Source organism: Dyella flagellata (genome assembly GCF_030160275.1).
GTDB classification, from domain to species: domain Bacteria; phylum Pseudomonadota; class Gammaproteobacteria; order Xanthomonadales; family Rhodanobacteraceae; genus Dyella_B; species Dyella_B flagellata.
Genome location: NZ_BSOA01000012.1, coordinates 1 through 13872, shown reverse-complemented (window position 1 = coordinate 13872; position 13872 = coordinate 1). Strand labels below are relative to the sequence as shown.

General features: G+C 59.6%; 12 protein-coding genes. 7 read left to right on the top strand and 5 right to left on the bottom strand.

The window, feature by feature from the left end; genetic code table 11:
- The first annotated feature begins 380 nt into the window (after positions 1-380).
- Positions 381-2666: a bifunctional diguanylate cyclase/phosphodiesterase gene (locus tag QQJ96_RS06645; RefSeq protein WP_284331186.1), complete on the top strand. Its 2286-nt coding sequence runs from the start codon at positions 381-383 to the stop codon at positions 2664-2666.
- A 12-nt stretch (positions 2667-2678) separates the two neighbouring features.
- On the opposite strand, the gene QQJ96_RS06640 is transcribed toward QQJ96_RS06645, so the two are convergent.
- Positions 2679-3086 (bottom strand): RidA family protein, encoded by a 408-nt coding sequence (locus tag QQJ96_RS06640; protein ID WP_284331185.1) that lies wholly within the window; start codon positions 3084-3086, stop codon positions 2679-2681.
- A 98-nt stretch (positions 3087-3184) separates the two neighbouring features.
- Between QQJ96_RS06640 and QQJ96_RS06635 the strand changes: the two genes are divergently transcribed.
- The 6 genes from QQJ96_RS06635 to QQJ96_RS06610 all read left to right on the top strand — a co-directional run bounded on the left by QQJ96_RS06635 (position 3185) and on the right by QQJ96_RS06610 (position 7310).
- A complete protein-coding gene (locus QQJ96_RS06635) occupies positions 3185-4072 on the top strand; it encodes a LysR family transcriptional regulator (RefSeq protein WP_284331184.1) in 888 nt (295 codons plus the stop codon).
- A 657-nt stretch (positions 4073-4729) separates the two neighbouring features.
- On the top strand, positions 4730-5161 hold the full coding sequence (locus QQJ96_RS06630; protein ID WP_284331183.1) for a PaaI family thioesterase: 432 nt from the start codon (positions 4730-4732) through the stop codon (positions 5159-5161).
- Between the two features lie 195 nt (positions 5162-5356).
- Positions 5357-5668 carry an ArsR/SmtB family transcription factor gene (locus QQJ96_RS06625; protein ID WP_284331182.1) on the top strand — a complete coding sequence of 104 codons (312 nt, stop codon included), beginning with the start codon at positions 5357-5359 and terminating at the stop codon, positions 5666-5668.
- Positions 5665-6132, top strand: a complete 468-nt coding sequence (locus QQJ96_RS06620) for an SRPBCC domain-containing protein (protein ID WP_284331181.1) — start codon at positions 5665-5667, stop codon at positions 6130-6132. Before QQJ96_RS06625 ends, QQJ96_RS06620 begins: the two co-directional genes overlap by 4 nt.
- Positions 6133-6161: 29 nt before the next feature.
- Positions 6162-6785, top strand: a complete 624-nt coding sequence (locus tag QQJ96_RS06615) for a glutathione S-transferase family protein (protein WP_284331180.1) — start codon at positions 6162-6164, stop codon at positions 6783-6785.
- Positions 6786-6857: 72 nt separating this feature from the next.
- Entirely contained in the window at positions 6858-7310 is a 453-nt protein-coding gene (locus QQJ96_RS06610) for a PaaI family thioesterase (protein WP_284331179.1), read from the top strand.
- Here QQJ96_RS06610 and QQJ96_RS06605 read toward each other — a convergent pair.
- From QQJ96_RS06605 to QQJ96_RS06590, 4 genes are all read right to left on the bottom strand, one after another.
- On the bottom strand, positions 7278-8504 hold the full coding sequence (locus QQJ96_RS06605; protein WP_284331178.1) for an ABC transporter permease: 1227 nt from the start codon (positions 8502-8504) through the stop codon (positions 7278-7280). The two genes, QQJ96_RS06610 and QQJ96_RS06605, sit on opposite strands and share 33 nt — an antisense overlap.
- Positions 8505-8517: 13 nt before the next feature.
- Positions 8518-9828 (bottom strand): ABC transporter permease, encoded by a 1311-nt coding sequence (locus tag QQJ96_RS06600; protein ID WP_284331177.1) that lies wholly within the window; start codon positions 9826-9828, stop codon positions 8518-8520.
- A 46-nt stretch (positions 9829-9874) separates the two neighbouring features.
- Positions 9875-11533, bottom strand: a complete 1659-nt coding sequence (locus QQJ96_RS06595) for an MBL fold metallo-hydrolase (RefSeq protein WP_284331176.1) — start codon at positions 11531-11533, stop codon at positions 9875-9877.
- A gap of 24 nt (positions 11534-11557) precedes the next feature.
- On the bottom strand, positions 11558-13872 hold a 2315-nt coding region (locus QQJ96_RS06590), incomplete at its 5' end, for an amino acid adenylation domain-containing protein (protein WP_284331175.1).

Below are 13872 nucleotides of genomic sequence, written 5' to 3'. Positions count from 1 at the left end.
ATCGCCGCATCGAGAAAGGCGTCTTCGCCCAATACGTTTCGATAAAAAGGCCGGGCCCGAGGCCTGGCATGCTGCCACGAAGGGGCAAAAAAGAGGCCGCTGTGGGGCTGCGGATCGCCCACGGCCGTACGGCGCGCGCCAGCGGGGCCTCCTCGACGACCGGCGATCGCTTCTCAGCGCTGCCATGGCGGCCTAAACTCCTCTCCCACGTGACCGATACAGTTCCTGAGTATCTGGGGTAGGGCCGTGGCGGATGACTGCGCGGGGCATACGGTAGGGTAAGTCAACCACGACTACGGTCATCAGGACAAGGGTGATACGTAGTGCGAATTGCAAGTTCATTTCTCAAGACGCCGGCCCTATTCATCTTTTCGGGAATAGTGATCACGCTCGCCACGACCAGCGTGATGGTCTTCTCGCTGTATCAGATGCGCCAGGACGCGATGTTGCAGGCCCGCAATGCAACGACGAACCTGGCCAATTCCCTTGAAAAGGAAACCGAGCGCAATCTCGACGTCTTCCAGCTGGCGATGCGTGAGCTTGCGACGAGCATCAACACGCCTGCGCTCCAGCGCCTTCCCTTGCATGTCCGGGAGCTTGTCGCATTCGGCGCGATTACCGACGCCAAGGAACTGGGCACCTTGTATGCCACCGATGCCGGGGGAAATTTAATCTTCGACTCGCGCTCTCCAGTGCCGCGTAAGGTCAATGTAAGCGATCGGGATTACTTCCTGGCTCAGCAGCAAAGCAGGGATGCCGGGCTTTATCTGAGCAAGCCTTTCCTGCCGAAGGAAGGTGATACCCAAAAGCCGACGATTGCACTGAGTCTGCGGCTGGACCGGGACAATGGGCAGTTCGCCGGCATTGTCGCCAGCACGCTTCGCCTCGACTACTTCCACGAAATGTTCAAGGACGCGATCCTGGGCCAGCACGGCACCATCACGCTGCTGCGAACCGATGGGACCGTCTTGATGCGGCAGCCGTACCATCCGGCCGACGTGGGCAACACGCTCGCCGGCGGCCACTCGTTCCCGCCGCTCGTCCAGGCGGAGCAGGGCAACTACGTCGATATCGCGGTGCTCGACCACATCGAGCGACTCTACAGCTTCAAGCGCATTGGCAACTATCCGCTGGTTGTCGTAGTTGGCTTTGCGACTGAGGACATCTACGCGGGCTGGCACAGGCGCGCGGTCGCGATTGGCACCGTCACCGTCGTGATCGATGTGCTTTCCATCTGGTTGTCGATGATGTTCGCCAGGCTGCTGCGCCGCCGGCTGGAAATGGAAAGCCAGTTGCAGCAACTGGCCTGGTTCGATTCGTTGACCGGCCTCCCCAACCGTATACAGCTGCAGCGGGAGGCCCTTCGTGTCCTCGCCCATGCGAAGCAGAGTGCTTCGAATTTCGCGACGTTGTTCATCGATCTGGACCGTTTCAAGCGCGTGAACGACACCCAGGGTCATGCCGTAGGAGACGAAGTGCTGCGCGAAATCGCAGAGCGGCTACGCGAATTCATCCACCCTGGAGACTCGATCAGTCGTCTGGGCGGCGATGAGTTCCTCGTCATTCTGCAAAATTGCGACGTGATAAAGGCCATGCATATCGCTGGGCGCATTCTGCAGACGGTCCGTCAGCCGCTTGCCCTCGACTCCAAACGCGGCACCCATATCACCATCACCGCCAGCATCGGCATCGCCATTTACCCCTATGACGGGCAGAGCACCGATGTCCTGCTGCGCAATGCGGATATGGCTATGTATCAGGCCAAAAGTGGCGGGCGCAATCGTATCCACTTCTATTCGCCGGAATACGAGCGCAAGGCCCGGGAACATCTTGAGCTGGAGATCGCCCTGCAGCATGACCTCAAGGCAGAGGCGCTCAGCGTCGTTTATCAGCCAAGGGTCGACGCGAAGGGCGTGCTGTACGGAGCCGAGGCGCTGGTGCGTTGGTACAACGACAAAATGGGTTTCATTCCCCCGGATTGTTTCATTCCCATCGCCGAAGAAAGCGGACTGATAGCGGAATTGGACGATTGGGTGCTCGACGTGGCCTGTCGCCAGCTTGCCGCCTGGAGGGCCTTGGGGTTGGCCCCGCCAAACATCTCGGTGAACGTTTGCGCCATGGACCTCAAGCGCTCGGACTATCCGAACTTTGTCGCACGCACGTTAGCGGCTCACGGCCTCGCACCGGAAGACCTGATCCTGGAGATGACCGAACGCGCCATCTTCGACGAGGCGGCCGAAGACATCCGCACCTCGATCGAACAGATCCATGCCCTGGGTGTCATGCTCGCCATCGACGACTTCGGCACCGGCTACTCGTCGCTAAACTACCTGCAACGGTTCCCCATCAAGGAACTGAAGATCGACAAAAGCTTCATCCAGGGCATTGGCGACCATGCCAGTTCCGAGTCGCTTGCGCAAACCATCATCAACATCGGCAAGACCTTGAAACTTACCGTCGTTGCCGAAGGTGTGGAAACGCAGGCGCAGAGAGACTTTTTGAGTCGGCATGATTGCGATCTATATCAAGGTCATCTCATCTCGCCGCCATTGCCGCCGGACGACTTTGCGCTATGGATGGTTGGGCACCGTCATGTTGCGTCGGCTCGGACGATGGCGGTGGAAATCGATGCTGGCCACAAAGCCAAAAAAATACGGGATGCTTAGTGTCTGCATGGATCAATGGCTCAGCCAAGCGACTGCTTCGATCTCCACCAGGAACTCAGGACGAAAGAGGGCTGATACCTGAACCAGGCTGCTGGCAGGAGGGTTTTCGACCATGGCCTCGGCGAGGTATCGATCCCTTATGTCCCGTATGGCTGGACGGTCTGCCATGTCGGTTACGAACATCGTGAACTTGATGATGTCTTTTAAGGTTCCTCCACGAGACTCGATCGCCGCGCTGAGGTTTCGAAACACTTGATCGGCCTGTTTGGAGATGTCTCCCTCACCGACCACTAGCCCATCTTTGTCGAGGGCTACCTGGCCTGCCACAAAGACGAGCCTGCCATCGGCCACTTCCACAACCTGGCTATAACCCGGCGGGGGCGGAAGCGTAGGAGGATTGCTAAATACGGGTTCTGACATGGCGCTGCTCCTTCTGAGGTGGACGAAGCTTGCGCCTGGGTAGGCCGCTCGGACAATATAGGTAATATCGGACAGCCTGTACGAAAATGCGAACACCCTTGCGTGCCGAAACCGACCTTGACCTCTTTGTGGCGATCGCTCGGGAGGGAGGGCTAAGGCGTGCTTCAGCCAAGCACAACATTGCCGTTTCGCGATTGAGTGATCGCCTGCGCGCCCTCGAAGAACAGATGCAGGTGAGATTATTTCACCGCACGACACGCAGCATGACCTTAACGGAGGCAGGGTCGGTGCTGCTCATGCAGGTAGAGCCGGCACTCGCCGCATTGGATGCGGCGGTAGTAGCGACCAGGCTTGAAGGCGAACCGGTTGGAACCTTGAAGGTCAATGCCGCTCCTCCCGCAGCTGAATTGGTGTTGGCGCCTCATCTTCCTGGATTTCTGAGGAAGTATCCGCGTGTTGAGCTTCAACTGACCGTTGAGGATGCCTTGGTCGACATCGTGCGGGCTGGATTCGACCTGGGAATTCGTTATGCCGAACATCTATCGGCTGACATGATCAGCGTACCTATTGGAGGGATGCAACGGTATGCTCTCGTGGCAGCCCCGGAGCTGCTCAAGAAAACGGGCATGCCGTCACGCGTCGAAGATCTCTCGGGCGTTCCTGCCATCCGTCATCGATTCCCTAGCGGCGCGCTTCTTCCGTGGGAGTTTTCGTCGAAGAGGCGATCGATCATCGTCGAGCCGAAAAACAGACTCATCACCGACAATTTTCAGGTGGCCATTTCAGCCGCACTGGGTGGTGCAGGCTATCTGCTAATCTTCGAGGATCGAGTGGCGCCTTGGGTCAGCAAGGGTAAGTTGGTTTCATTGATGCGCAACTGGCTGCCTGCATTCAGTGGTCCAGTCATTTACTACTATTCGCGAAAGCATGTACCGCCCGCTATGCGGGCCTTTATCGACTATATGAAGGCCGCCACGGCCTCCTGATGCTCCCGGTGATGGGTGATTGAGGCATAAATTGGATCGGAGGTCGTTGAGCCAGCAAAGACCTTTGCCGTACCGATGGCGGACTGCCGTGCGGCGGCATCTCCCCTGGTTCTTGATTGATCTGGGTATGGCTGAAAAGGGCCTGGACTGCGAAAAGGCGGGCGGTACGCACGTTTGGTATAACCGGGATGACGTCAGTAGTGGTTGCTACCACTGCAAAGTTGTCCGGGCCGGTCGCTTGTGGGAAGGGGCACACGTCTCTACGGATGCCTAATAAACGCATGGCGGATTTCGGAGAGCGCTTTCCGAATAATGTACTTCGACCCCTGATTCGACCACCCCTGATTCGACCCCTGATTCGTCAGCAGGAAATCTATGCAGGTGAAATCCAATCGTGCTTACCTACTGTTCCGGGCCGCGTCGGGATTGGCCTTCATGTTCATTGGCCTGGCGTTCCCGATCTCTATCTACAAAGAATACGGGTTCTCCTACGGAAACGTCTACGACCACGGAAGTCATGTTGTGGGTCAGGTTAGGTACATTTGGGCGGGTCTTGGACTTGGGTGCCTGAGCTTCGTTGCGGGCTTGATCCAATTTTTACTGGCCAAATTCCATCTAAAATATGATCGATGAAGTGGTGTCACTTAGGAGCCCGGCGTGATTGACATTCAACGGAGGATTGCCGCCAGCTTCGCCGCACAAGCGCTGATGGACACCCTCGGTGCAAAGCTGGCCCTGGTGGCGGATGGCGAAGTGCATATTGCGCTGCCGTTTTCCACGCATCTTTCCCAGCAACATGGTTTCGTGCATGCAGGCGCCATCACCAGCGCCGTCGACAGTGCTTGCGGCTATGCGGCCCTGACGAAAGCACCGCAGGGATACGAAGTCGTGACCGCCGAGTTCAAGATCAACTTTCTACGTCCGGCGTTGGGCGAACGCTTCCTGGCAATTGGGAACGTGCAGAATGCGGGAAAATTGCTCACCGTTTGTACTGGCGAAGTGCGGGCATTTATGGCGGACGAACCAGCTTATAAAGTGATTGCGCTCATGCAGGCCACCATTGCCAAGGTCCAAAGCGAAAAAATATAAACAGTTACTGGAATGTGCGGGGCTTGGACTGCTTCAAACAACAACCCAAAGCGGATGCGCCGAAAGCAGCTTCGCATTCCCCTGGCCGGGCGTCTGGGCGATTTGATGATGCCGACGACGAGGGCGGCGGCGCTCTTGCGTGACACCTTAAACCTGGCCCTTGACACCTTAGGTAAGTGGCGGCTAACGTAAGCCATGACTTACGAATCTGCCTTGGCAGCCCTTTCCGACCCCATGCGCCGAACTATCTTGGAACGGGTTGCGGCAACGCCGCGTTCGGTCGGCGAGATCGCTCAGGACTTGCCGATCAGCCGGCCGGCCGTTTCGCAGCATCTGAAAGTGCTGAAGGAAGCTGAGCTAGTACGAGAGGAGCGGGTGGGTACTCGCCGGATCTATCACGCTGATAGTGCGGCACTGGGGGAGCTGCGGGCCTATGTCGACCATATGTGGCGGACGGCGCTGGGGGCCTTCTCTGACGCTGTTGCTGAGGAGAATCAGAAAAAGTGAGCGCCACGATCAAACTGATTCCCATCCCGCCGATAGTGAAGACTCTAACTGTGCGGTGCTCGCCTGAGACAGCCTTCCGCGTGTTCACTGCCGATATGGGCCGCTGGTATCCACTCTCGATCTATTCGATCAAGCCGGCCGTCGATTGTCGTCTTGAACCTCATATTGGCGGCAGGCTCTACGAAATCGGTGCTGACGGCCAGGAAACCCTCTGGGGCCATGTGCTCGAATGGGACCCACCGCATGCGCTTGCACTCTCTTGGCAGGCAAGAGTTAGCGAGGAGGAAGCGCAGCGCATCGACGTTTCCTTCCGCGCGATTCCCGAAGGCACCGAGGTGCGGCTCGTCCACGCGGGCTGGGAGAGAGTCAAGGTCGATGGCGCTGAGTGGCGCGACAAATACGACGGCGGCTGGGTCGAGATATTCGAGCGGCGTTTCAAGGCCTTCGCCGACAAGTCCATCTGAAGTAACGGGAATTTACACAGGAGATAGCCATGAGCGTCAAACTTTACGGGATGGCGGGCAGCCCCAACGTGCGCGGCGCAATGCTGGGCTTGGCAGAGAAGGGCGTCGACTACGAGCTGGTCACCGTCCTTCCACCCTTCAAGGATGCTGAACACCTAGCACGCAACCCGTTCGGACGCATTCCGGCGTTCGAGCATGACGGCTTCATGCTCTACGAAACGCAGGCCATTCTGCGCTACGTGGACCAGACTTTTTCGGGACCGGTTCTGCGGCCATCGGATGCGCGTGAAGTGGCCCGGATGAACCAGATCCTCGGCATCATCGATTGCTATTTGTTCAAGTCCTGGAGCTGCGACATCGGCTTTGAACGCATCATCGCGCCGAATTATTTTGGACGGCCGAGCAAGCTTGAAACGATCGAAGCTGCCATCCCGATGGCGCGCTGCTGCGCCGAAGCACTCGAGGATCTGATTTCGGCGCCCTATCTCACGGGCGAAACATACAGCCTCGCCGACATCCGCCTCATGCCGCATTTCGACTGGCTGCGGCAAACACCCGAGGGCGAGGCGATCCTGGCCGACAAGAGCAAGCTTGGCCAATGGTTCCGGAATGTCAGCGATCGTCCGATCGTCAAACAAGTACTGCTGCAATAATTCGGCCGTATGCACAGTTTCTGACTACGCGCTTCATCTATATGCTCAAGTTAGGCGCAAAGGTTCGATGTTATGCGCACGATTTGGCTGGCTGCCAGCGCAGCACTTTCCTTCATGGCCTTGGGGGCATGTGATCGGTTAACCGGTACAGCATCACATGGCGCGGAATCGATGGCGGGATATGCGCCCCTGACGAAAGCACCGCAGGGATACGAAGTCGTGACCGCCGAGTTCAAGATCAACTTTCTGCGGCCGGCGCTGGGCGAACGCTTCCTGGCGATTGGGAAAGTGCAGAATGCGGGAAAATTGCTCACCGTTTGCACCGGCGAAGTGCGGGCATTTGTGGGGGACGAGTCGGCCTACGACGGTTCCAGGCTCTCTGCACTGTTACGGCGAGCGGGCGTTGCGATCGGTTCCCCGGTAGCGAAGCCGATCGCAAAAGCATCCTCGAAGGCCGGCTTGATTCCGTGCATTTGGCTGGGTTACGTCGGTCTAACGATGCTCGACCTGTGCGCGAGTGGCTAGCGCAGGCGGAACTTTGGCTGCGCGGAAGGATGGCCACAAGACGCTCAGCTGCCCCAGGACCAGCATGATCAATGCGCTGGCCAGGATATAGACCTGCGGCATGCGCGCCATGGCAAAGTGCTCCACCGCCAGTACATTGGTGGCATCACCCAGGATGATGCCGGCGATGGCGCCCGCGCCCACCACCAGGAAGTTCTCGGTGTGGAAATAGCGCAGGATATCTACCTGCCGGGCACCCAGCGCGCGTCGAATGCCGATTTGCCGGCTGCGTTGGCTAACCCAGTAGGTGGTCAAGCCAACGATGCCCAGGCAAGTAATGATCAGCAGCAGGGTGCATACGCTGCTCAGGATCAGCACCATGGCCCGGAATGGGCGATAGGCGTCCGCGCGCGTTTGCACAAAGGGATTGATATTGCCAATGACACGGGCGCGGCTGATCCGGGCCAGCGCGGGCGGAATGGCGGCGGCTACCGATTTGTATTGCCCGGGCTTGGTACGCACGACATAGAGCGTGGTGGAGCCCTCCCACTGGAATGGGACGAGTATTGAATACTCCATCAGGTCGCTTGCCATCGATACGTGCGCCGCTTGCATGCGATCGACAATGCCGATGATGGTCGAAGGCTTGGTGCCCAGATAGATCGGCTTGCCCAGCGCGTCGCCATGCGGAAACAGGCGATCGGCCAGCGCGTGTGTCACCAGTACCACCGGCGCCAAGGTGGGGTCTTCATGCTCGGCGGTCAGGTCAGCGATTTCGTCGCTGGTAAAGCCGCGGCCGGCGCGAAGTTGCAACCCGAAGGCCGCCATGCCGTGCGAATCCACCGGGTACACGGCCGAGTCGGTGATGCCCTTGGTATCGGTGGGCGTGAGCGCAACGGAAAGGTTGTAGCCGCCGCCGCGCAACGGCAAGCCCAGGGTTGCCGTTGCGTCATCCACGCCGGGCAAGCTGCGCAGCGTGGCGAGATCGGTTTGCACACGGGATTTGAAGTCGCCGGATTGAGTGCTCCATACGTTGTAGAACGTGAGGATATTCGCTTCATCGATGCCGGTGGGGCGGTTCATTCGCTGCAACTGCTGAGCGACGACGAAGGAGGCATTGCACATCACCGCCATCGTTACGGCGATTTGCAAGGCGATCAGCAGAGCACCTACGGGATTGCGTCGAATGGCCGAGAAAATGGGGAGGATTTCCATGCTGGCTCCTTGCTTACATTTTCAGTTGCAGTGCGGGTTGGATGCGGCTGGCGCGCCATGCCGGGTAAAGCCCGGCGCAAATCGTGGCGATTTCGGCGAGCAACAGGGTGATGAGCACAAGCACGAGATCGACGTGTATGACTTTGGCCAGACTTTCCGAGACTACGTTGCGTTCGGCGGCTACCGCCAGCAGCGTCAGCGCGAGCCCGGCCACGCCGCTCAGCAAGCCGACCAGCGCGCTCTCGGCAAGGCATTGCACGACGACATCGCGCTTGGAGGCGCCCAACGCACGGCGGACGCCAAGATCGGAGGTGCGGCCATTGAACTTGGCCAGCATCAGGCCAATGGCATTGATCAGGCATACCAGTAGAAAACTGAAGCCGACCGCCATGACCGCGCGGATTTCATCCGGAATGACATGCTTGTAGATCAGCCATTCACGCACGTTGCGCAGGCGTGTCAGCGCCGGCCAACCGAATCGGCCCGCGCGTTGCTGGTCGGTGGCGTACTGTTGCAGGAATTGCCGGTAGTTGTCCGCGTCGCCAGCCGTTGGTAGTTCCACCCAGTATTGGAGCCATGCGCAGTTGGAAGAAAGCAGGCCCTGCCAGCCTTGCGCCGGATCCGGCATGATGGCGCAGAACTTATGACCGATCGACGCCATCTGGTGATCGATAGCCGTCGTAAAAGGGATGTAGACGGCGTCGGATTGTGCCAGCGCATCGCCGCTCAGATCGTAGAAGCGGGGCGAAGGATTCCATGGCTTGAGTACGCCCACGATACGGTAATCGCGCTGGTTCAGCGTGATCGCCTTGCCCAGCGGATTTTCGCCATGAAAGAGCCGGTCCGCCAAGCCTGCGGCGAGTACGGCCACGTTGGCGCGTTGCTGTTCATCAGCCTTGCTCCAATAGGTGCCGAGTGCAAAGGGCGTGTCGAACATGCTGAAGAAGCCGGCGCCGGACGCACGAGCCGAAACCGCAAAGGGAAGTTGGTTGGGATCGGCGGGAGCAACGGTCAGCTGGATCTGATACATGGCTGCCTGGTGTAACGCGGGGCGCGCGTTTTGCAAGGCGATGGCATCCTGGTAACTCAGCAGGTCGGACGGCTCACCGCTCTTGCTGCGTACGGTCGGGCCGAGGCTGTCGATTTGCGGTACGAACAATTCCGATGACTTCCACGGTATCGGATCGCCCGACATGACGTGGTAAATCGTATAGGTGCTCATCGACGCACCGATGCCGATGGCGATGGTTGCGATGGTCAAGCAGGAAAGCGCCAGGTTTTTGCGCAAGCTGTTGAAGGCCAATTTGAAATAGTAAGCAAGCATGAAGGTGGTCCTTGCCTGGAATGCAGAAGGGTGCCGCGGAAATCTGTTAGAACTCCATGGTCTTGCAGCCGTGCAATCGCTCCGATTGTATGCCGTGTTCGCGGCAGCGCTGCACGAACTCGTTCGACTCGACGATTTGCTTGCTTTCTTCGGTGTATTGAAGTCCGGCCACATACTTGAGCCATGGCTCCTGTCCTAGCGCATAGACATGCGCCGTCTTGCAGCCAATTTCCTTTGCGATGCTCCACGCGTGCTCGGCATCGGAGCCGGAAAGGCGCCTGGATTCGTCCTCCTTCCTGCCGATGGGATTGCTGAGGTAGGGGTTGTACAGCCAGGTCAGTGGCGCGCCGTCGCACTCCATGCCAATGAACAGATGATCGATCTTGCCCAGGCGCGCGGCGATGCGCCGGTAAAGCACCGGGTCCTTACCATCGGAATCCGCTACAAACAGGAAGCTTCGCCCCTTGAGGCTTATATGCATGGCATGCTTGCTGCTGATGCTGAGGTCGGCATGCTCACCGTAAAAGGGCAGGCTGGTGATGGCTCCATCGACAACATTCACGCTGCCCATCGGATCCATGATCTGCACGTGGGGAAAGCCCAGTCTGCGCAGCGCCAGATGCATCGAAGGGTCGGAGATGTTGTATGGGTTGTTGCGAGGGACAAGGATGCAGCCGATGCGCTTGCGCAATTGCAGCAGCGTTTCCGGGCAGAAATGATCCTGATGATTGTGTGTCAGAAAGACGTAGTCGATGAAGTCCGGCAGGTCATGAAAGGTCAGGCGCGATCCGGCTTCGTCCTGATCCCAGGTAACGAACGGGTCGATCAGGATCGATACTCTCCGGGTCTGCAGCAATACGCAGGCATGGCCGAAGTAGCGGACGCGTACATCGTCGCCCTCGTAGCTTGGCCGATTGCGTTGCGGCGCTTGTGTAGTGAAGTAGGCTTCGAAGCGATCGCGATCGCCTTCCTGCACGTTCAGGGCGCTGGCCAATTCATCTACCGGCACCGCATCGACACGGCTCAGTGCGAGCAGGTCCAGGCGCTTGTCGTCGAACGAAATAGGCACGGACATGCGCTCCATACCGTCGAGCCTGGGAGTATTGAGAAAGAAATTGCGCGCTTCGTCGCGCGTGGTGCAAAACGAGATCTTCTGGTCGGCGTCCAGATCCAACGCCGTTCCGTACAGGAGTTCCTCGATGATCCGTGGCGCCGGATGGTTGTTCATGTCGTAGGCCACTTCCGTCAGGCCGGCGAGGGGTTCGGGCAGGGTCTGGTAAAGATGATCGAGGCTAAGCCCCGTGTTGCATTTCTGCATGACACGATCGAGTTTCACGTACTCCTCGGCAAAGCGGATGGCGGCGGCATCCTTGTGCAGCATGTGTTTGAGCAAGGCCTGCGCCGCCGGTACGTCCTTGCGGCCCAGCTCCAGAAATGTTCCGCCGTAAAGAGCCGGATTTTTGGAGGCGGATTCGTGCACGCCGGGATTGGCCACGAACGAGCGCAGCATGGGAATCTGCCGGAACGCTATGTTCAAGGCCCGTTGCGCTGGCGAAATCAGGTGCCCCCATGCATACCAGCACGACACCAGTGGTTCGAGCTTGGTGTCTTGTTTCAAATAAACCGCCTGCATCCGCCGCGTTGTGGGCGCCGGCCCGGCGGATGCCTGCGCGTTGTGAACCTGCTCTAACAATGATGCGTTCATGCGTGTTGATCCTTGCCTCAAGGGTCAGTTCTGTTCTTCTTCCGGGATCAGGCTGGCAGGGTGGGGGTGCTCCGGCGCTGCGCTGCTGGTTTGCAGTGCGACGCCAAGCAGCTTCCCGATGTTGGCGCGGAACGGTGCGTCCAACATGCCGAAGTGGTCGCTGTCGATATCGTGGACGTCGATCCGCCCGCGCACGTACGCGGCCCAGCGTTCAACTGGCATGGCCGTCATGCCTTCGGGAACGATGGTGGCACGCAAGAACAGCAGGTTGCCGCGATATGTGCCCGGTACGAACGAGCCGGCCAGATCGGAACTCAGGTCGAAGTGACGTTTCATTCGCACAATGGTGTCGCGGTCTGCCGCCGCTACGACGCCGGCGCGGATGAGGCCATCAAGCATCGCCTCGGCCCCACCCTGCGCGGTGAGCGCATCGGGCATGGTGACACCTAGGCCTTTGAGCACGATCGACAGAACCTGCAGCTCGCTGCCGCGATGCGCTTCCTTGCGCTGCCGGAACAGACTGCGGCGCTTGGGCATCGGATACGCATCCAGCAGCGCAAGCATCGGCACCTCTTCGCCGCGCTCCTGCAGCTGCGTCGCTATCGCATGCGCAAGCAATCCGCCTATCGACCAGCCGAGCAGGCGATAAGGACCGTGCGGCTGAATTTTGCGGATCTCCGCGATGTAATGTGCGACATGCTGTTCGACCGCTGTCAGAGGGGCGCCATCGGCGTCCTCCGGAGCGCTCAAGCCGTAGATCGGGCAATCGGCTTCGACGTGGTTGACCAGGGATGCATAGCACCACGGCAGACTGCCGGCGGGAGGCAGGCAGAACAGCGGTGCTTGGCGGCCCTTCGAGCGCAATAGCGCCGTACTTGGCAATGAGCGATAGCGCAGCTGCGTTCTCAGCGCATCAGCCAGGCCCATGACCGTCGGTGCTTCGAATAGCAAGCGCAACGGCAAGTCCGCAGCCAGGGTTTCGCGAATGCGGTTGGCCAGGCGCGTGGCGAGCAGCGAATGGCCGCCCAGGTCGAAGAAATTGTCGTCGATGCTCACCGCTGGCACGCCCAGAGTTTCGGCAAACAGCCTGGCGAGCATTTCTTCCTGCGGCGTGCGCGGCGCCTGCCATCCGGCCCCCGGCAGATCCGGGGCAGGCAGAGCTTGGCGATCGAGCTTGCCGTTGCGGGTAAGTGGCAAGGCATCGAGCGTCACCAAAGCTGCCGGCATCATGTAGTCGGGCAATTGATCGGCGAGCTTGCGACGCAGGTCGTGCGTATCCAGCACGTGATCGCGTTTGGCTACCACATAGCCGACCAGTTGCTGATGTCCGGGCTGATTTTCGCGCAATAGCACGGCCGCTTGGGCCACGCCGGCTTGATGCAACAGCGCGTTTTCGATCTCGCCCGGTTCGATGCGGAAACCGCGCAGCTTGATCTGGTGATCGACACGGCCCAGGAAATCGAGCTGGCTGTCCGGCAACCAGCGCACCAGGTCGCCGCTGCGATACATGCGGCTGCCGGGTGTGCCGAAGGGATTGGCGACGAAACGTTCGGCGCTGAGTGCGGGGCGATGGAGATAACCGCGGGCCAGGCCGTCACCGGCGATGTATAGCTCGCCGGCTACGCCGACCGGCACCGGCTGCAGCGCGGCATCCAGTACGTAGACCTGTACATTGTCGATCGGGCGACCGATGGTTGGCGGCCGATCGCCTGCTAAGGCGGCAGTAGCTGTAGAGCAGCCGGTAGCTTCGGTCGGTCCGTACGCATTGGTCATGCGGCAATGCTTCGACCAGCGCGCGACGATGGTTTGCGGGCAAGCCTCAGCGCCGGTGATCAGCGTTTGCAGGCTTGCCGGAAGCGCCTCCGTTTCCAGCGTCGCCAGTACGCTCGGCAGCAACAAGGCGTGCGTGATGCGTGCCTGATCCAACATCGCGGCGAGCGGCTTGCCGAGCAATATGCCCTGGCGGGGCAATACCAGGCAGGCACCGGCCGCCCAGGCCATCAAGTACTCCATCACTGACGCGTCGAAGCTGGCGGATGCGAACTGCAGTACGCGCGCATTCGCATGCAACCCGAAGCGCTCGACCTGGCTGAAGGCGAGATTGCACACGCTGGCATGCGCGACCACCACGCCCTTGGGTTTGCCGGTGGAGCCGGAGGTATAGATGACATAGGCCGGGTGCATCGGCTGCAAGGGACGTACGCGTTGTGCATCGTCCAGGTCCTGCGCATCCTGCTGCGCCAGTTGCGCGATCAGCGCTGCCTCATCCAGAGGCAGCACGCAGGGTGCGGTCACGGACAGCGTCACGTCATGCTGCGTGATCAGCGCCGCGGCGCGTG

Coding starts and splice junctions, on each gene's coding strand:
- QQJ96_RS06640 (WP_284331185.1), bottom strand. CDS start 3,086: ATGTCAGAACCCGTATTTAGCAATCCTCCTACGCTTCCGCCCCCGCCG.
- QQJ96_RS06625 (WP_284331182.1), top strand. CDS start 5,357: ATGACTTACGAATCTGCCTTGGCAGCCCTTTCCGACCCCATGCGCCGA.
- QQJ96_RS06615 (WP_284331180.1), top strand. CDS start 6,162: ATGAGCGTCAAACTTTACGGGATGGCGGGCAGCCCCAACGTGCGCGGC.
- QQJ96_RS06610 (WP_284331179.1), top strand. CDS start 6,858: ATGCGCACGATTTGGCTGGCTGCCAGCGCAGCACTTTCCTTCATGGCC.
- QQJ96_RS06605 (WP_284331178.1), bottom strand. CDS start 8,504: ATGGAAATCCTCCCCATTTTCTCGGCCATTCGACGCAATCCCGTAGGT.
- QQJ96_RS06600 (WP_284331177.1), bottom strand. CDS start 9,828: ATGCTTGCTTACTATTTCAAATTGGCCTTCAACAGCTTGCGCAAAAAC.
- QQJ96_RS06595 (WP_284331176.1), bottom strand. CDS start 11,533: ATGAACGCATCATTGTTAGAGCAGGTTCACAACGCGCAGGCATCCGCC.